This window comes from Rhodococcus sp. AD45-ID, from assembly GCF_003023755.1.
GTDB lineage: Bacteria > Actinomycetota > Actinomycetes > Mycobacteriales > Mycobacteriaceae > Rhodococcus_F > Rhodococcus_F globerula.
Genome location: NZ_PYHL01000001.1, coordinates 867,571 through 888,828, shown reverse-complemented (window position 1 = coordinate 888,828; position 21,258 = coordinate 867,571). Strand labels below are relative to the sequence as shown.

Genomic DNA, 21,258 nt, shown 5'->3' with positions numbered 1-21,258 from the left:
GCGCTCAGCGCATTTGCCCATGCGGACGTCCCGTTCGAGCGGTTGGTCGACGTCCTGGCTCCCGCCAGGTCCCAGGCCAGGCATCCGCTCTTCCAGGTTGTTCTCTCGTTGCAGAATCTGGCGCAGACCGAGCTGGAACTTCCCGGCCTGGCAGTCAAGGCTGCCGAGGTCGACACGACAACAGCGAAGTTCGATCTCGAACTGTCGGTATCCGAGTCCATCGGAGTGCACGGCGAACTTCAGGGAATAGCCGCGGAGTTCACCTACGCTGCTGATTTGTTCGACAGCGGCACCGTCGAGGGCTTTGCTCGCCGACTGGTGCGCATTCTGGAATCCGTGGTCGCTGCCCCCGCAGTCGCTGTGGGCGACATCAATATTCTCGAGTCTTCTGAGCGGCTCGAGCTGACCGATGTGCGCGGCGCACAGGGTATTTCGGGAACACTGGCCGGAATTCTCACCGATGCCGCAGCCGTGAACCCGGACGCGCAAGCTATCAGTTACGCCGGTGAAACGATCACCTACCGTGAGCTCGACGAGCGCTCGTCCCAGGTGGCTCGTGTCTTGATCGGCCGCGGTGTCGGCGCCGAAGATCGAGTGGCCATTGCCATTCCGCGATCGGCAGATTCCGTGCTCGCGCTGTGGGCGGTAGCCAAGACCGGCGCCGCCTTTGTTCCGGTAGACCCCACCTACCCGGTTGATCGCATCACGCACATGGTCTCGGATTCCGGTGCCACAGTCGGAATTACGACGGAAGAGTTCGTGTCAGCGCTTCCCGCCGGATCCAACTGGATCACGCTCGAAGACGCTGTCATGGCCGCGGAGTCCGGCGCACCGATTCGTGCCGAGGAGCTGCGGGGCGTCATCCGCGCGGAAAACGCGGCATACGTCATCTACACCTCCGGTACCACCGGGCTACCCAAGGGCGTTGTCGTCGACAACGCCGGAGTGGCGAACTTCTGTGCCGTACAGGTCGAACGCTACGAGTTGACCGCAGACGCACGGACCCTGCACTTCGCGTCCCCGAGCTTCGACGCGTCGGTGTTGGAACTGCTCATGGCATTTGGCGCCGCATCGACCATGGTGATCGCGCCGACCACCGTCTACGGCGGCGCCGAACTGGCAGAAATCCTGAACTCCGAGGCAGTAACTCACGCCTTCATCACGCCCGCAGCCTTGGCGTCGGTGGACCCGGCCGGCCTCGACGCCCTTCGCGTTGTTGTCGTCGGTGGCGAGGCAAGCCCGCGCGCTCTGGTCGCCAAGTGGGCCGTACCGCTGCCGGACGGCTCCGTACGCGGCTTCTTCAACGCATACGGTCCCACCGAATCCACAGTTGCCAGCAATATCAGTGACACGCTGACCGCATTCGACCGGATGAACATCGGTGGACCGGTTCGCGGAATGTCCGCTCGCATCCTCGACGACCGGATGCAGCCGGTCCCAGTCGGTGTTGCAGGAGAGCTCTACGTGTCGGGCATCCAGGTCGCCAGGGGATACCTGGGTCAGCCCGCTCTGACGGCAAGTCGATTTGTTGCCGACCCGTTCGGCGACGCCGGTGATCGGCTGTACCGCACCGGCGACGTCGTCTGCTGGATCGACGGCCGCGCAGTGGAGTACGTGGGCCGCAGCGACTTCCAGGTGAAGATTCGTGGATTCCGCATCGAGCTGGGCGAGATCGAAGCAGCACTGTCTCGTTGCGAGGGAGTTGCACAGGCTGTTGCAGTAGTCCACACCGACGAAGAATTCGGTGATCGACTTGTCGGTTACGTGGTTCCCGATGCCGGGGCTGCCATTGAACCTGCCGCAGTGATCGATTCCGTCTCGAAATTCCTCACCGGGTACATGGTTCCCGACACAGTCCTGGTGCTCGATTCCATTCCGTTGACCACGGCAGGCAAGACCGACACCAAGGCGCTCCCGGCGCCGGCCTTCGCGGCCAAGGCGTATGTCGCGCCGGTCACCGCAGCTGAATCGATCGTGGCCCAGGTGTTCTCCGAGGTATTGGGTGTTTCGCCGGTCGGCCGTGACGACGACTTCTTCGACCTCGGCGGCAACTCTCTGATTGCAACTCGGGTTGCCGCAAGGCTGGGCGAGGCCCTCGACACCACGGTACCGGTGCGGGCGCTGTTCGAGGCGTCGACCGTACAAGCCCTTTCTGCTCGGCTCGAAGTCCATGCAGGCTCCGGCGCGGTTGCGCCGCTCGTTCCGCAGACCCGGCCGGAGCGGATCCCGTTGTCGCTTGCGCAGCAACGCATGTGGTTCCTGAACCGTCTCGAACCGGAATCCGCGGTCAACAACATTCCCGTCGCGATTCGTATCGCCGGCGATCTGGACGTGGTGGCGCTGAGCGCCGCTGTGCTCGATGTGATCGATCGGCACGAGGTATTGCGGACCGTCTATCCGGACATCGATGGCGTCGGATATCAGGAGATCCTGCCGATTGCCGACGTTGCACTCGACTTGGTACCCCAGCCGTTGACGGCTGCCGAATTGCCTGCTGCCGTGACGACGTCCGCGATGGCGGGTTTCGATGTGACAGCAGATATTCCGTTGCGGGCAGCGCTGTATCGCGTCGACGAGGCCGACTACGTACTGCTGTTCGTCGTCCACCACATCTCCACCGACGGCTTCTCCATGGGACCTCTCACCCGTGACGTCATGGTCGCTTACGAGGCACGCACTCGCGGCGGCGCTCCCTCGTGGACACCGCTGCCGGTCCAGTACGCGGACTACACGCTGTGGCAGCGCGACGTACTCGGTTCCGAAGGCGATCCGCAGTCGACGATGGCACGCCAGATCGAATTCTGGACCGCTACGCTCGCCGATGCTCCGGTACAGCTCGAACTACCCACGGATCGTCCACGACCGGCGCAGGCTTCGGGTCGAGGACATGCGTATACCTTCGACATCGACGCGGCGACTCATCGTGGAATGTCCGAGCTGGGCCGTGCAAACGGCGCATCGTTGTTCATGGTCGTGCACGCGGTATTCGCGTCGCTGTTCGCTCGATTGGCCGCTACGGACGACGTGACGATCGGTACTCCGGTCGCCGGTCGCGGAGACGCCGCGCTCGACGATGTTGTCGGTATGTTCGTCAACACCCTCGTGCTTCGCACCGAGGTCCGTTCCGGCGTTACATTCGAGGACTTCCTGACCCAGGTACGCGGCACCGATCTGGCCGCGTTCGCGCATGCGGATGTGCCGTTCGAGCGGTTGGTCGAGGTGCTCGATCCGGAGCGGTCGAGGTCGCGTAATCCGTTGTTCCAGGTGATGTTGGCTTTCCAGAACCTGGATCGTGTCGACTTCACGCTGGGCGGGCTCGAGGTCACGACCTTCGAACCGGAGTCGGAGAGCGCAAAATTCGACTTGTCGATTACGGTCACCGAACGGGTCGGCGCCACGAATGGCGATGCCGGGCTGCACGTGCAGATGGTCTACGCGACTGACCTGTTCGATGAAGGAACGATGGCCGCTATGGCGACGCAGTTCATTGCGTTGGCACAGGCACTCGTTGCCGACCCGAGCGTCGTGCCGAGCGATGTCGACATTGTCGACGACGTGGAACGCAGCGTGCTGTCAGGTGTATCGGCCGGGATGACAGTGCCGGCGGACTACAAGACCTTGGTCGATGTACTCGACCGAGGAGTGGCCGCTTCATCGACAGACGTCGTAGTAGTCAGCGGCGATCTCACTCTCACCTACGCCGAATTCGATGCGCGCGTAAACCGTTTGGCGCGTCAACTGATTGATGTCGGCGTCGGCCCCGATTCGCGAGTCGCGCTCGTGATGCGCCGCTCGATCCATCAGGTGATCGGCGTGTACGCGGTACTCCGTGCCGGTGCGGCCTATGTTCCCGTTGATCCCGAGCAGCCGGCCGAACGCAATCAGTACATCGTGGAGTCGGCAGCGCCGGTCTGCGTGCTGACCACGGATTCCGAACGCGGTGACGTCCCCGCAGGGTGGCCGGTACTTGGTATCGACACCCTTGACCTGCAGAGTTACTCGCCGGCGCAGATCCGTGACGACGAGCGCCGTGCCCCGCTGCGCCCGGACAACATGGCATACGTGCTGTTCACGTCCGGATCGACGGGACGTCCGAAGGGCGTCGGAGTCACACACGCGGCCGTTGTCAACCAGTTGTCGTGGATGCAGGCCACTTACGGCCTTACTCCTTCAGACGTGGTGCTGTACAAGACACCCGCGACTTTCGACGCCTCGGTGTGGGAGCTGTTCTGGCCCTTGATGGTCGGTGCTCGAATGGTGATTGCGGAGGCCGGCGGTCACCGTGATCCCGCATACCTGAGCGGTATCATTGCAGGTGAATCGGTGACGGTGGCTCAGTTCGTGCCATCGGTGCTTGCAGCAATGGCCGACGAGTTCGAGACTGCGGCGCCCACTTCCTTGCGTGCGACGTTTGCGGGCGGCGAGCAGTTGAACAGCGCTCTCGCGGCCCGCTTCCGCGCGCTGACCGGTAGTGATGTCCACAACCTGTACGGACCGACCGAAACGACGATCCAGGTCACGAGCCATCGCAGTTCGGATCTCGACGGCGATGTTGTGCCCCTCGGTGGCCCGGCGTGGAACACCGGATTGTGGGTGCTCGACTCCAGAATGCTTCAAGTACCACTCGGTGTTACCGGTGAGTTGTACGTATCCGGCTCTCAGTTGGCCCGGGGATACTTCGGTGACGTCGTTCGCACTGCGGAGCGCTTTGTTGCGCATCCGTTCTCGGAAGCCGGCGAGCGCCTGTACCGGACCGGTGACCTCGTCCGCTGGACGCGCTCGGGTTCACTCGAATTTGTCGGACGTTCCGACTTCCAGGTGAAATTGCGTGGCCAGAGAATCGAACTCGGTGAGATCGAAACACTGCTCGCGGCACAAGACGTTGTGTCCCTGGCTGCGGTCGCGGTCATCGAGGACACGCTGGTCGCGTATGTGGAGCCGGCCAGCGGTGCCGTGATCGATGAGACGGAACTGCGCCGGCGCCTCGCCGACTCTTTGCCCGGCTACATGGTTCCGGCAGTCTTCATGGTGCTGGGCGCCCTGCCGCTCAACGCCAACGGCAAGGTGGATCGGCGAGCATTGCCGGTGCCCGCGTTCGAGGCAGCAGTGTTCCGGGCTCCGGTCAGTTCTGTGGAACAGGCTGTGGCGCAGGTATTCTCCGATGTTCTAGGAATCGAACAGGTCGGCCTGGACGACGATTTCTTTGCGCTCGGCGGTAACTCGCTGATCGCGACACGGGTGATGTCTCGTCTGGGGCAGGCGCTCGAAACCAAGATTCCGGTCCGGGTGCTGTTCGACGCGTCGACAGTGGAAGAACTTGCCGCGCGCATCGAAACACACGTCGGTGGCGACGGCACACGAGCATTGACCGCGCAGGTGCGTCCGGCGCAGGTGCCGTTGTCGCTGGCGCAGCAGCGTATGTGGTTCCTCAACCGCTTCGATACCGCGTCAGCCGTCAACAACATTCCCGTTGCGGTGCGTCTCACCGGCAACCTGGATTCAGGTGCGCTTCACTCGGCGATCGCCGATGTCATTGCGCGTCATGAGGTTCTGCGTACGCTGTATCCGGAAACCGACGGTGTCGGCTACCAGGAGATCCTCTCGCCGGAGGATGCCTCGATCGAATTCGAGACCGTACGCATTGCCGAGGGCGAGCTTCAAGCGGAGCTCTATGCATTCTTCGTCGAGGGATTCGACGTCACTGTCGAGGTTCCGTTGCGGGCCAGGCTCTTCCAGCTCGCCGACAACGAATTCGTGTTGTCCTTCGTGGTGCATCACATCTCCACCGACGGTTTCTCGATGGGCCCGTTGACCCGCGATGTGATGACCGCGTACTACGCGCGCTCACAGGGACAGACCCCGACGTGGGCTCCGCTGCCGGTGCAGTACGCCGACTACGCGTTGTGGCAGCGCGAGGTCCTCGGCTCCGAAGGCGAGCCGACGTCCGTCATCGCGCAGCAGATCAACTATTGGTCCGACGCCCTGGCTGATCTGCCCGAGCAATTGGACCTGCCGAGTGATCGCACCCGCCCCGAGATCGCAACGGGACAAGGAGCGAACCACACCTTTGTGATCGACCCGCAGTTGTGGGCCGATGTGGAAGCAACAGGTCAGACGGCGGGCGCAACCCCGTTCATGGTCGTCCACTCTGCGCTTGCCGTGCTGTTGGCACGCTTGTCCGCGACAACCGACATCGCAATCGGCGCTCCTGTCGCCGGTCGCGGTGAAGCGCAGCTCGACGATCTGATCGGCATGTTCGTCAACACTTTGGTGCTGCGCACCGAGGTTGATCCGTCGATGTCGTTCACGGATCTCTTGGCTTCTGCGCGTGAAGTGGATCTGCAGGCGTTTGCCCACGCTGACGTTCCGTTCGAGCGGATCGTCGAAGCACTCGATCCGGTGCGCTCGCAGGCACACCACCCGCTGTTCCAGGTGGCATTGACCTTCCAGAACCTTGGCCAGAGTGCTCTCGAACTGCCCGGACTCACCGCCGCTGCTGTGGCATTCGACGCAGCACTGGCCAAGTTCGATCTGCAGTTCACTCTTGAAGACGCTGCTGACGCCGGTATGTCCGGCACCCTGACTTACGCGACGGACCTGTTCGACGCGTCGACAGCGGCCGAGTTCGCTGATCGATTCGTGTCCGTCCTCCGTGGCGTTGTCGCGGACCCGACTGCCGCCGTGGGCGACGTGGATGTTCTGACTTCAGGTGAGTTGGATCGTGTTCTGGCGTGGAGTGACACGGGTATCGACAGCGGTGTGGAGTCGACGTTGCCGGCGTGGTTCGATCGTGCCGCTGCGGAGTTCGGTGATCGGATCGCGGTGCGGTTCGGTGACGAGTCGTTGACGTATGCGGAGTTGTCGGTTCGGTCGAATCGGTTGGCGCGCAGGTTGATTGCGTTGGGCTGTGGTCCGGAGACGTTGGTGGCGGTGGCGTTGCCGCGGTCGGCTGATCTTGTGGTGGCGTTGTTGGCGGTAGTGCAGTCCGGTGCCGGGTATCTGCCGGTGGATCCGTCGTACCCGAGCGACCGTATCGAGTTCATGCTCGCCGATGCTGCTCCGGTGTGCGCGATTTCGTGGTCCGAGCGTGAGTTGGTGTTGCCTGCTGGTCTGCCGGTGGTCGATATCGACGCGGTGGATCTGACCGAGTTCGATGGTTCGGTGGTGACGGATGCTGATCGTGTGTCGCCGTTGCGTACCTCGAATGTTGCGTATGTGATTTACACGTCGGGTTCGACGGGTCGCCCGAAGGGTGTGCAGGTTCCGCACATCACGGTGGCGAAATTGTTCGCGAATACCGAGAGTGTGTACGGGTTCGACGAGTCGGATGTGTGGACGATGTTCCACAGTTATGCGTTCGACTTCTCGGTGTGGGAGTTGTGGGGTCCGTTGCTCTACGGCGGCACGTTGGTCGTCGTGGACTATGTGACGTCGCGGTCGCCGGAGCAGTTCCTGGAGTTGCTTGCTGCTGAGCGGGTGACGGTGCTCAATCAGACGCCGTCGGCGTTCTATCAGTTGGCCGAGGCTGATCGGTTGGCGTCGGAATCCGGTCAGGCCGCCGAGTTGTCGTTGCGGTGGGTTGTTTTCGGTGGCGAGGCGCTCGAGCTTCGACGTTTGTCGGATTGGTACGGCCGCCGCGGTGACAGTGCGCCGACGTTGGTGAACATGTACGGCATCACGGAGACGACGGTGCATGTGAGCCATCGCGTGTTGGATGCTGCGATGGCGGCGGATGCGTCGGCGAGTGTTGTGGGTCAGGCTATTTCGGGTCTGCAGGTGTTTGTGCTGGATACGCGTTTGGCTCCGGTGCCCGTCGGTGTCGCGGGTGAGATGTATGTCGCGGGTGTGCAGTTGGCTCGCGGTTATCTGGGTCAGCAGGGTTTGACGTCGACGCGGTTTGTGGCGAATCCGTTCAATGCCGGCGAGGTGTTGTACCGCACGGGTGATGTGGCTTCGTGGAACAGCGCTGGCGATCTGGAGTATCTGGGTCGCGCTGATGATCAGGTGAAGATCCGTGGTTTCCGGATCGAGATCGGTGAGATCGAGTCTGCGGTGTTGGCGGCTGTGTCGGTGGCGCAGACGGCGGTGGTTGTTCGTGAGGATTCTCCGGGTGATCAGCGGTTGGTGGCGTATGTGGTTCCGGCTGCGGGTGTGAGCGTTTCGGTCGACGATCTTCGGGTGTCGGTGGGTTCGTTGTTGCCGGAGTACATGGTGCCGTCGGCGTTTGTGGTGTTGGATGCGATTCCGTTGACGGTGAACGGGAAGTTGGATCGTCGGGCGTTGCCGGCTCCGTCGCTGCAGGTTGCGGTGTTCCGGGCTCCGACGTCGGTGGTGGAAGAGGTTGTGGCGCAGACGTTTGCGGATGTTCTGGGTGCCGAGCGTGTCGGTTTGGATGACGATTTCTTTGCGCTCGGCGGTAATTCGTTGATTGCGACGCAGGTGACGTCGCGGTTGGGTCAGGCGCTGGATGCTGCGGTGTCGGTGCGGGAGTTGTTCGAGGCGTCGACGGTGGAGGGTTTGGCCGCTCGCCTCGGTTCTCATGTCGGTGGTGGTTCGCGTGCGGCGTTGACTGCGCAGGATCGTCCGGCGCAGGTGCCGTTGTCGTTTGCGCAGCAACGCATGTGGTTCCTCAACCAATTGGACCGCGAGTCGGCAGCCAACAACATTCCGATGGCGATCACGCTTACCGGCGAGTTGGATGAGGCGGCGTTGTACGACGCTGTCATGGACGTAGTGAAGCGTCACGAGGTCCTGCGCACGGTCTACCCCGAGGTCGACGGAATCGGCTACCAGCGGATACTGCCGGCGGCAGCAGTTCCGGTGAATCTGGCTCCCGTGCAACTCGAGGCATCCGACATCGTAGCGGCGGTGACGGAGTTCGTCTCATCAGGTTTTGACGTCACGGCTGAGGTTCCGTTGCGGGCCAAGCTCTTCCAGCTTGCCGAGGACTCGTTTGTACTGGCGATAGTGATTCACCACATCTCCACCGACGGTTTCTCGATGGGCCCGTTGATCCGCGACGTGATGACCGCGTACTACGCCCGCTCACAGGGGCAGACCCCGACGTGGGCGCCGTTGCCGGTGCAGTACGCCGACTACGCGTTGTGGCAGCGTGGTGTTCTCGGTTCCGAGAGTGACACGGAATCCGTACTCGCAGAGCAGATCGGCTACTGGGCTAAGGCTCTCGACGGAGTTCCAGACCAGATCACCTTGCCCAGTGACCGCGCGCGTCCAGCCGTGTTCACCGGACGGGGAGCCACCTACAGCTTCCCGATTTCCGCGGATGTTCACCGCGAACTGGCTGCTGTGGGTCGCGAGCACCAGGCATCGCTGTTCATGGTGATGCACTCGGCGTTGGCAACACTTCTTGCCCGGTTGTCCGGCACCACCGACATCGCAGTCGGTACCCCGGTGGCCGGTCGCGGCGAAGCAGAACTCGACGATCTGATCGGTATGTTCGTCAACACGCTCGTGCTGCGCACCGAGGTCGATCCGGGGATGCGTTTCCTCGATCTGCTTACGTCGGCGCGTGAGAGTGATCTCGCGGCTTTCGCTCACGCAGACGTGCCGTTCGAGCGGCTGGTCGAGGTTCTCGATCCGGTGCGTTCGCAGGCTCACAACCCGTTGTTCCAGGTTGCCTTGGCATTCCAGAACCTGGGGCAGAATAACCTGACGCTGCCGGGACTCGATATCACCGAATTCGATATCGCGGAAACCGTAGCGAAGTTCGACCTTCAGTTGACCCTGGTGGAAGCTGCCGATGGTCACGGAATGACTGCGACCTTCACGTATGCGACGGACCTCTTCGACGAGGGGACAGTTGTCTCCTTCGCCGAGAGGTTGACTCGAATTCTCGAAGCCGTCGCCGTGGATGCGACGCAGGCTGTCGGCGACATTAACATCCTCGAAGCGCCTGAGCGCATCGAATTGACCAGTCGCCGAGCGTCCTCGGGCATCGAGCCGAAGCCGTTGGCCGACATCCTGGCCGAGACCGCGTTGCAGTATCCCTCCAACGAAGCTCTCCGCTACCAGGATCGGTCGATGACCTACGCCGAGGTCGACGAGTGGTCGTCGCGCCTCGCCCGTGTCCTGATCGCTCGCGGTCTGGGCGCCGAAGATCTGGTCGCAGTGTCGATTCCGCGTTCCATCGAATCGGTCCTGCTGGTGTGGGCGGTATCCAAGACTGGCGCCGCGGTTGTTCCCATCGATCCGCACTACCCGGCTGACCGCATCGCGCATATGGTCTCCGACTCGGGCGTCTCGGTCGGTCTGACTCTCGAAGCTGAACTCGCAGCACTTACCGACACCGTGGAGTGGCTCGCGATCGACAGTGATGCTTGCGCGGAACTGATGGCAGCGCAGGATAAGTCACCGATTCGTGAAGATGAACGTGTGCGCCCCGTCCTTCCGGCGCATCCCGCCTGGGTGATCTACACATCAGGCACAACGGGCTTGCCCAAGGGTGTTGTTGCTACCGGTGCGGGCCTCGCGAGCTTCAGTGCAACGCAGGCACAGCACTACCTGGTGACGCCGAACTCCCGCACGCTGCACTTCGCGTCGCCGAGTTTCGACGCGTCGATGCTCGAACTGTTCCTGGCTGTCGCGACAGGCGCTGCCATGGTGATCGTCCCGACGTCGATCTTCGGCGGCGACGAGTTGACTGCGCTGTTCAAGTCCGAACGCGTCACACACGCCTTCATCACGCCGGCGGCGTTGGCTTCCATGGATCCGTCGGGCCTGAACGATCTCGAGGTGGTTGGTGTCGGCGGCGAGGCGTACTCGCCGGAGTTGATGGCCAAGTGGGCGGATCAGCCGAACCGTCGACGTACGTTCCTCAATGTCTACGGTCCCACCGAGACCACTATCGTCACCAATGTCAGTGTGCCGCTGATGCCGGGCGACCGGATGACCATCGGCGAAACCATCGGCGACATGGCCGCGTTTGTTCTCGACACGCGTCTGCAGCCCGTTCCGGTTGGTGTTGCCGGTGAGCTGTACCTGTCGGGCCCTCAGGTCACCCGCGGCTATCATCGCCGGCCGGGATTGAGTGCGGATCGGTTTGTTGCCAACCCGCACGGCCTGCCTGGTGAGCGCATGTACCGCACCGGTGACGTTGTGCGTTGGACTGACCAATATCAGGTTGAGTATGTGGGCCGCAACGACTTCCAGGTGAAGATCCGTGGCTTCCGTATCGAGCTCGGTGAGATCGACGCCGCCCTTACGGCACATTCGGACGTCGAGTTCGCTGCGACGATGGGCACCACGCTGGCGTCCGGTGCTCCGGCACTGGTGTCGTACGTGTTTGTCGGCAAGGAATCTGCTGTCAGCTCGGCAGATCTGAGTGAGTTCGTCTCACGCACCCTGCCGGCGCACATGGTGCCTGCGTCGATCATGGTTCTGACCGACATGCCGCTGACCCCGGCCGGCAAGCTGGACCGAAAGGCTCTGCCGGAGCCGGTATTCGAGGTCAAGGAGTTCCGCGCTCCCACCACCGAGATGGAACGCATCCTCAGCGAGGTCTTTGCCGACGTTCTCGGCCTCGACCAGATCGGTACCGACGACTCGTTCTTCGCTCAGGGCGGAGACTCGATCATGTCGATCCAACTGGTATCCCGGGCCAAGGCCCGCGGTGTTCTCTTCACGCCCAAGGACGTGTTCGAGAACAAGACGGTGGCAGAGTTGGCCGAGGTTGCTGTCTTCGGCTCCGACGCCGACGCGATCACTGTTCTCGCCGAGATCGAAGGCGGCGGCATCGGTTGGATGCCGCTCACTCCGATCAAGCGCTTCATGTTCGAACGGCCCGGCAGCTACCAGCGGTTCAACCAGCTGTTGACGTTGGAATTGCCGCTGGGAATCGACCGGACCGGTGTTGTCGAAACGTTGACTGCGGTCATCGATCACCACGACATGTTCCGTTCGCGTCTGGTCGATGATCAGCGTGGTCCGGGCATGGCTGTGTCCGCGCCCGGAACCGTCGACGTGGATGGTTTGGTGCGCCGGGTGCAGGTTGACCCGGCGATTGCGGATTCAGAGCTGACGGCCATCGCGTCGGGCGCTCTCGACGACGCTCTCGGCCGGTTGGATCCGGCCGCTGGTGTCATGGCTCAGTTCGTGTGGATCGACTTCGGTGACACGCGTACCGGCCGATTGATCGTGGCTGCGCATCACCTGATCGTCGACGGCGTCTCCTGGCGAATTATCGTGCCGGACTTGATTTCCGCGTGGGCCCAGCGCAGTGGCGGAAGTGTGCCCGTGCTCGAACCGACGGGCACGTCCATGCGTACCTGGGCGCACTCACTGGCTGCGGAATCACGATCCGACAAGCGACTGGCAGAACTGCCACGTTGGCGTAAGACGCTGTCGACTCCGGACCCCATTCTCGGTTCGCGTGCGTTCGACCCCTCCGTCGACGTTGCGGCAACAGTCGAGCGTGTGCGCGTCGAGGTGCCCACAGACGTCACCGAGACGCTGCTGACCACCCTGCCCGAGATGTTCCGCGGCGGAGCCAACGACGGTTTGCTGGCCGGACTAGCTTTGGCACTGGTGCGCTGGCGGCGTGACCGGGGCATCGACACCGAAGCGGCACTGCTCCAGCTCGAGGGCCACGGCCGCGAAGAGGGCGTCGTCCCGGGTGCCGATCTCTCGCGCACCGTCGGCTGGTTCACGGCGGCCTTCCCCGTCGCCCTCGACCTTGCCGGTATCGACATCGACGACGCCTTCGACGCCGGAGTTGCTGCGGGAGCGGCGATCAAGGCAGTCAAGGAGCAGTTGCTCGCCGCTCCCGACAAGGGTGTCGGCTACGGACTGCTGCGGTACGTCAACGACGACACCCGCACCGAGCTGTCGAAGCTGAGCAGCGGGCAGGTCAGCTTCAACTACCTGGGTCGCATTGTGGCGGAGGATATTCCGGCTGCAGCGCAAGGCCTCGGATGGATTCCGGCACGCGACTTCTCCGATGTCGCCGCGCCGGAAGACCCGGACATGCCGGCCAACAAGGTTGTCGACATCAATGCCATCGTCAACGACGGCCCTGACGGCGCGGTGCTCGAAGCATCGTTTGCCTTCCCGAACGGATTGCTGAGCGCCACCGAGGTGCAAGCCCTGGCCGACCTGTGGGTCGGAGCACTCACAGCGCTGGCGCAGCACGCACAGGCCGTCGGCGCAGGCGGACTCACGCCGTCGGACGTGCCGCTGGTAACGCTGACCCAGCAGGATCTCGACGGGTTCGAGCAGCGTTTCCCGGCGGTGCAGGACGTCTGGCCGCTGGCTCCGCTGCAGTCGGGTCTGCTGTTCCACGCTGTCATGGCCGAGTCGACCGTCGACCTGTACTCCGTGCAGATGGTTCTCTCGCTGTCCGGCCGCGTCGACGCGGATCGCCTCCACGCCGCAGCTCAGGCCATCATCGATCGTCACCCGAACCTGCGCACCGCATTTGTGGTCGACGGAACGGGGACGCCGGTCCAGGTAGTTCTCGGTGACATCGACGTGCCGTGGCGCGAACTGGATCTCACCACAATCGCTGACAGCGAAGAACGACGCCGCGAGTTGGATCGGATTCTTGCCGAGGACCAGGCCACGCACTTCGACATGTCGAACCCGCCGTTGATCAAGTTCACGCTGATCAAGATCGCGGCGAGCGAATACCGCCTTGTTGTGGCAAACCACCACATCATCCTCGACGGCTGGTCCATGCCGCTGCTGCTCCAGACGCTCCTCGGCCACTACGCGATGCGTGGGAACATTCTCGCTCAGACGCGGGCACTGAGCTACCGGAACTACCTCGCGTGGCTGGTCCAGCAGGATCGCAGTGTGTCCATGGATGCCTGGGCGAAAGCGCTGGGCGGCGTCGAAGAGCCGACGTTGTTGGCTCCCACCGTCGTTGGTCAGGAATTCAGTGCGCTGTCGCAGAAGTTGCAGATCTCGCTCAGCGAATCGGTGACCGCGACACTGACCGGTTTGGCATCGAGGACCGGCGTTACCGCCAACACGATCGTCCAGGCTGCCTGGGCAATTCTGCTGGGACGCATGACCGGTCGCCAGGACATCGTCTTCGGTGCCACGGTCTCCGGCCGTCCGCCACAACTCGACAGCGTCGAGAAGATGGTGGGTCTGTTCATCAACACGCTGCCCGTGCGTGTCCAACTGGATCTGGCCGAGTCCGTCGAGGCATTGCTCTCCCGGGTTCAGATCGAACAGGCGGGATTGCTCGATCACCATTACCTCGGCCTGACCGACGTGCAGAGCGCCGCGGGCGTCGGCGGACTCTTCGACACTCTGGTGATCTTCGAGTCCTACCCGGTCGACCGTGACGGTCTTGCAGCGCAAGCAGAGTTCTTGGACGGCATGGTGATCGACGACGTCGCCTCCGACGATTCCACGAACTACCCGCTCACCCTGCTGATCGGTCTCGACGACCAACTGCACTTGACCCTTCGTTACCTACCCGACTTCTTCGACGAGTCGTACGCGCAGGCCCTGCTGGGTCGCCTCGAGACTCTGCTGACAGAAATCGGTGAAACTCCGTCTACTGCAGTCGGTGACATCGAGATCATGACCGCGCCTGAGCGTGCTTTGGTGCTCGAAACCTGGAACGACACGTCTCGTCCGGTTGTGGGTGGGTTGTTGTTGGATGGTTTTGATTCTGTGGTGGGGGTTTCTTCGGGTTCGCGGGCGGTGGTGTGTGGGGATGAGGTGCTCTCGTATGGGGAGTTCGATGAGAGGGTTAATAGGTTTGCGCGTTATTTGATCGGTTTGGGTGTTGGGCCGGAGTCGTTGGTGGGGTTGGCTGTTCGGCGGTCGGTTGATCTGTTGGTTGGGTTGTATGCGATTGTGCGTGCGGGTGGGGCGTGGGTGCCGTTGGATCCTGATGCTCCGTCCTCGCGTAATGAGTATGTGTTGGATTCGGCTGATCCGGTGTGTGTGGTGTCGACGGAGCGTGATGGTTTCACGGCGTCGGGTCGTCGGGTTGTGTGTGTCGATGTTGTTGATGTGTCTGGTTTTTCGGGTGCGCGGGTGTTGGATGTGGATCGGTTGTCGCCGTTGCGGGCGTCGAATACGGCGTATGTGATTTTCACGTCGGGGTCGACGGGTCGTCCGAAGGGTGTGGCGGTCTCGCATGCGGCGATTGTGAATCAGCTCGAGTTCATGCAGGGCGAGTATGTTTTGTCGGCTGCGGATGTGTATTTGCAGAAGACGGCGACGACGTTCGATGTGTCGTTGTGGGGTTTTTTCATGCCGTTGCGGGTGGGTGCGGTGTTGGTGTTGGCGTCGGCTGATGGTCATCGGGATCCGGGGTATTTGGCGTCGGTGATTGACGAGCAGGGTGTGTCGGTGACGGATTTTGTTCCGACGATGTTGTCGACGTTTTCGTCGTTGGTGGATCCGGGGTTGTTGGGTTCGTTGCGTGATGTGTTGGTGATCGGTGAGGCGTTGCCGGTGGAGGCGGTGCGTGAGTTCGGGTTGGTGTCGTCGGCGCGGTTGCATAATTTGTATGGTCCGACTGAGGCTGCGGTGTCGTTTACGTTTGCGGATGTGACGGGTGCTGGGTCGGGGTCTGTGGTGTCGATTGGTGTGCCGGAGTGGAATTGCCGGGTGTTTGTGTTGGATTCGCGCCTTCGGCCGGTTGCGGTGGGTGTTGCGGGTGAGTTGTATTTGTCGGGTGTGCAGTTGGCTCGGGGGTATGTGGGTCGTCCGGATTTGAGTGCGGATCGGTTTGTGGCGTCGCCGTTCGGTGTGGGTGGGGAGCGGATGTATCGGACGGGTGACCTTGTGAGGTGGTCGTCTGAGGGGGATCTGGAGTACATCGGTCGTACTGATTTTCAGGTGAAGTTCCGGGGTCAGCGGATCGAGTTGGGGGAGATCGAGGCGGCGTTGGTGTCGCATTCGTCAGTGTTGTCGGCTGCGGTGGTGGTGCGTGGGTCGGCGACGGGTGATCAGTTGGTGGGGTATGTGGTGCCGGCTGTGGGCAGTGTTGTGGATGTGTCGGTGTTGCGGGGGTTTGTGGGGGAGCGGGTTCCGGGTTATATGGTTCCGGCTGCTGTGGTGGTGTTGGATGCGTTCCCACTTAATTCGTCGGGGAAGTTGGATCGGGCGTTGTTGCCGGAGCCGGTGTTCGAGGCTCGGGTGTTTCGGGCTCCGGTGTCGTCGGTGGAGTTGGTGGTGGCGTCGGCGTTTGTGGGTGTGTTGGGTGTTGATCGGGTGGGGTTGGATGATGATTTCTTCGAGTTGGGTGGCAACTCCCTCATCGCGACTCGGGTTGTCATGCGGATCGCCGAAGAACTCGAGACGGCCGTACCGGTTCGCCTTCTGTTCGAAGCGTCCACCGTTCAGGAACTCGCCGCACGTCTCGAATCGCACGTCGGCGAAGGAAGCCGCCTTGCGCTGACAGCTCAGGATCGTCCGGAAGAGATTCCGCTTTCTCTTGCGCAGCAACGTATGTGGTTCCTCAACCGGTTCGACGGCTCCGCCGGTGCCTACAACATGCCGTTTGCTCTGCGACTGAGCGGCGAACTCGATCTGAGGGCGATGCGTGCGGCTATCGGCGACGTCGTTGCCCGTCACGAAACCCTGCGCACTGTGTATCCGGAAACCGATTCGGGACCGGTCCAGGTCATCGAACCGGTAGGACATACGCCGGTGCAATTGGACGTCGAAAGCGTCACGGAAGCCGAGATTGTCGGCAAGCTGGTCGAATTGGCGTCGACGAGGTTCGACGTGACGGCCGAAATCCCGCTGCGGATTCGGTTGTTCCAGGTAGCCGAGAACGAGTACGTTCTCGCCGTCGTGGTGCACCACATCGCCGCGGACGGCTCCTCGACTACTCCGTTCGCCCGCGACCTCGTCATGGCCTACGCGGCACGGGCGCAGGGAACGGCGCCGGGTTGGGCTCCGCTGGACGTGCAGTACGCCGATTACAGCCTGTGGCAGCGCGAGGTGCTGGGCAGCGAGGACGACCCGGAATCCGTGTCGTCCGAGCAGATCGCCTACTGGAGCCAGGCTTTGGCCGGGCTGCCGGACCAGCTGGACCTGCCGACGGACCGTCTGCGTCCCGCCGCGCAGTCGTACCGCGGTGGCTACCTTCAGTTCGAGATCGACGCAGCAGTGCATCAGGGTCTGTCGGCGCTGGCCCGTGAGCACGGAACCACCTTGTTCATGGTCACGCACGCAGCGTTTGCGGTCCTGCTGGCGCGCTTGTCCGGTACCGACGACATCGCGGTGGGCACCCCGATCGCCGGTCGTGGTGAGCGTGCGCTCGACGACCTGATCGGCATGTTCGTCAATACCCTGGTGTTCCGGACACACGTCGACGGCGCAGACAGCTTCACGGAACTGCTTGCCCGCGTGCGAGAGAACGATCTGCAGGCATTCGCGCATGCCGACGTTCCGTTCGAGCGACTGGTCGAGGTTCTCAATCCCGCCCGTTCGACTGCTCGCCACCCGCTCTACCAGGTGGGCTTCCTCTTCCAGAACATGGAACAGGCAAGCCTGGAACTGCCTGGTCTCACGGTGAAGGGCCTGGAGATCGACAACGGTGTTGCCCAGTTCGATCTGCAGTTGATCGTCGGTGACAACTACGACGAGCGTGGTGTTGCCTCGGGCATCTCGGCTGTATTCAGCTACGCCCATGACCTTTTTGACGAGTCGACAGTCCAGTCCTTTGCTGATCGGTTCAACACCGTTCTGGCCGCGGTTGTTGCCGATCCGTCGATCGTGGTCGGCGACATCGACGTGCTCGATCCGCATGAGTCGAATCAGGTTCTGCAGGAATGGAATGCAACGGAGCATGTACTCGACTCCGAGGCGACCCTGGTCGATCTGTTCGATCAGCAGGTTGCCGCGCACGGTGATTCCGTTGCGTTGGTGCACGGACTCGAATCGCTGACGTACGCGGAGTTCGACAACAAGGTCAACCGGCTCGCCCGCCACCTGATCGAACTGGGTGTCGGTCCGGAATCGTTGGTGGCGTTGGGAATGCGACGCTCCATCGATCTGGTGATCGGCATGTATGCCGTTGCCAAGGCAGGCGGCGGTTACGTTCCGATCGATCCGGATCATCCGGCCGATCGAACCGGTTATGTCCTCGAGATGGCCGCTCCGGTGTGCGTGCTCAGTACCGAGGACGACGCACCGTCGCTCACGGGGATCGACAACGTTCTGGTCATCGACACCCTCGATCTGTCGGGCGTCTCCGGAGCGCCTGTACACGGCGACGAGCGGATCGCACCGCTTCGTTCGGCGAATACCGCGTACGTGATCTTCACGTCGGGATCGACCGGCAAGCCGAAGGGTGTGGCGCTGTCCCACGCCGCGATCGTCAATCAGCTTCTGTGGAAGCGTGATCGCTACGGTCTCGACCAGACCGACGCAATGTTGCTCAAGACCGCAGCAACATTCGACCTCTCGGTCTGGGAGTTCTGGTCCGCGTTGACATCCGGGTCCCGCCTGGTCATCGCCGACCCGGACGGCCACAAGGACGCCGAGTACATGCTGGCGCTCATCGCCCAGGAGAAGGTGACGACGCTGCACGCGGTGCCGTCCATGCTCTCGATGCTGACGGCCGCAGCAGACGGCACTCTTCCGCAGTCGCTCGAGCGTGTCCTTGCCATCGGTGAGGCCTTGCCCGCGGCAACGGCGGCAGAGTTCCGCAAGGTGTCCGATGCGGCACTGGTCAATCTGTACGGTCCGACTGAGGCTGCGGTGTCAGTGACGGCGCACGATGTGGACGAGAGCGACACCTCGTCGGTCTCGATCGGTGCCCCGGAATGGAATACGCAGGTCTACGTGCTCGACGAGCGACTGCATCCGGTCCCGGTCGGAGTCACCGGTGAGCTGTACCTGGCCGGAACCCAGTTGGCTCGCGGTTATCACGGCCGCGCCGACCTGACGTCGGAACGCTTTGTCGCCAACACCTTCGGAGAACCGGGCTCACGTCTGTACCGCACCGGCGACCTCGTTGTCTGGCGCAGTGGCGGTGAACTCGAGTACGTCGATCGTGCCGACTTCCAGGTGAAGATCCGTGGCTACCGCATCGAACTCGGTGAGATCGAAGCTGTTATCAGAGCTGCTGAGTCCGTGGACGCCGCGGTTGTCGTCGCGAAAACCGATCCTCGACTGGGGGATCGACTGGTCGGGTACCTCGTTCCGCAGGCCGGGGCCACCGTCGACGTCGACAGCGTGAAGGCGGAGCTCGTCCGCGAGTTGCCGAGTTACATGGTGCCGTCGGCGTTGATGGTGCTGAGCGAATTGCCGCTCAACATCAACGGCAAGATCGATCGAAAGGCGCTGCCGGAACCCGAATTCGAGGCAACGGAATTCCGTGCCCCGAGCAACCCGGTGGAGGAGATCGTGGCGTCGGTGTTTGCCGAAGTCCTGGGCGTTCCACGAGTCGGGTTGGACGACGACTTCTTCGATCTCGGCGGAAACTCGCTGATCGCCACACAGGTCGTCGCACGCTTGGGGCAGGCACTTGACGCCCAGATTCCGGTGCGGATCATCTTCGAAGCGTCGACTGTCGGACTGCTGGCGTCGCGGGTGCTCGAACATGCCGGTTCCGGTTCGCGGGCACAGTTGGTGGCGCAGGAACGACCGTCGCAGATTCCGTTGTCTCTCGCTCAGCAGCGGATGTGGGTTCTCAACCAGATCGATCGCAGGTCTGCCGCGTACAACATCCCGGTCGCGATCCGGATGTCCGGCGATCTCGACGTCGCAGCATTGCAGTCGGCCGTCTCCGACCTTGTTGCTCGCCACGAGATCCTGCGGACGTTCTATCCCGATCTCGGGGACGGCCCGACGCAGTCGATTCAGTCGAAGTCGGCAGCCGTTGTCGACATGGCCGTGCTGTATGTCGGCGAAGACACGATTGGGGCCGAGGTCGCGAAGGTTGTCGGTCAGGGCTTCGACGTCACTGCCGGTGTTCCGCTGCGCGTTCGCCTGTTCCAGATCACGCCCACCGAGCATGTCCTGATCGTGGTGGTCCACCACATCAGCGGCGACGCCTTCTCGATGGCTCCGATGATCCGAGACACAATGATCGCGTACACGGCGCGTACCGGGGGAGCGGCACCCGAATGGAGTCCGCTCGAAGTCCAGTACGCGGACTACACGTTGTGGCAGCGCGACGTACTGGGTTCCGAGGACGATCCGGACAGCGAGCTGTCGACGCAGCTTGCCTACTGGACGCAGGAACTCGCCGGCATTCCCGAACTTCTGGAACTGCCGACGGACCGTCCTCGCCCACCGACGCAGTCGATGAAGGGTGCGGACTTCCTGTTCACACTCGGCACCGACTCCACGCGTCGAATTGCGGAAATCGCGCGCGAGCAGAACTCGACCGTGTTCATGGTCGTGCACGCCGCGTTCTCGGTGCTGCTGTCCAAGCTCAGCGGCTCGAACGACATCGCGATCGGTACACCGGTGGCGGGCCGTGGTGAGCGAGTCCTCGATGACCTGGTCGGTATGTTCGTCAACACGCTGGTGTTGCGCACGCAGGTGAAACCGGCAACCACGTTTGTGGACCTGCTGCAGCAGGTGAAGGAGAAGGACCTCGCGGCGTTCGGACATGCGGATGTGCCCTTCGAGCGTCTGGTCGAGCAGATCGGGCGTGAGCGCTCACAGGCGTACTCACCGCTGTTCCAGGTGATGCTCACGTTCCAGAACATGGCACTTGGCACGTTTGCGCTGCCGGGGCTCGAACTGTCGGCGGTCGATGACGGATTCGACTCGGCGATGTTCGACCTGCAGCTCACCGGTATCGAGGAGTTCGACGAGCGCGGAGCGTTGTCCGATATCCGGATGCGGTTCACCTACGCAACCGATCTGTACGACGCCGCGACCATGGAACTGTTCGCAGCCAGGTTGCGGGCCGTGGTCGACGCCGTTGCCGCAGATCCGACAGTGGTTCTGCGGACCATCGACATCGTGACGGACTTCGAACGCGCGCTGATCGAGGCCGCCGAGCCGAAGACTGCCGCCGATCTTCCGGACCTCGCAGCAGCGGCCGCCGCAGCAGATCCGACGGCGGTTGCCTTCACACACGGCGACACCGTGGTGACCTTCACACAGCTGGCCGAGAAGTTGGCGCTGATGAGAGCGACGATGGGTGCCGCGCTGGGTGCGGATGCCTTGATCTCCGTGTCTCTGACCGGCCTGGTTCCGGGAATTCTCCCGGCGCTCGGTGCTGACGGAATTGCCTCGTTGGTGAGCTCTTTGATTGCGGATGCGCAGGCGAGCGCGGAAAAGGGTGACCGTATCGACGGGTAA

General features: G+C 62.6%; 1 protein-coding gene (only partly in view). It reads left to right on the top strand.

Translation table 11 applies throughout. The features are described from left to right. On the top strand, positions 1-21,258 hold the 3' portion of the coding sequence (locus tag C7T36_RS04000; protein ID WP_146153423.1) for a non-ribosomal peptide synthase/polyketide synthase. Its footprint begins 7,347 nt before the window's first position; only the last 21,258 of its 28,605 coding nucleotides appear in the window; the start codon falls outside the window, past its left edge; it ends in the stop codon at positions 21,256-21,258.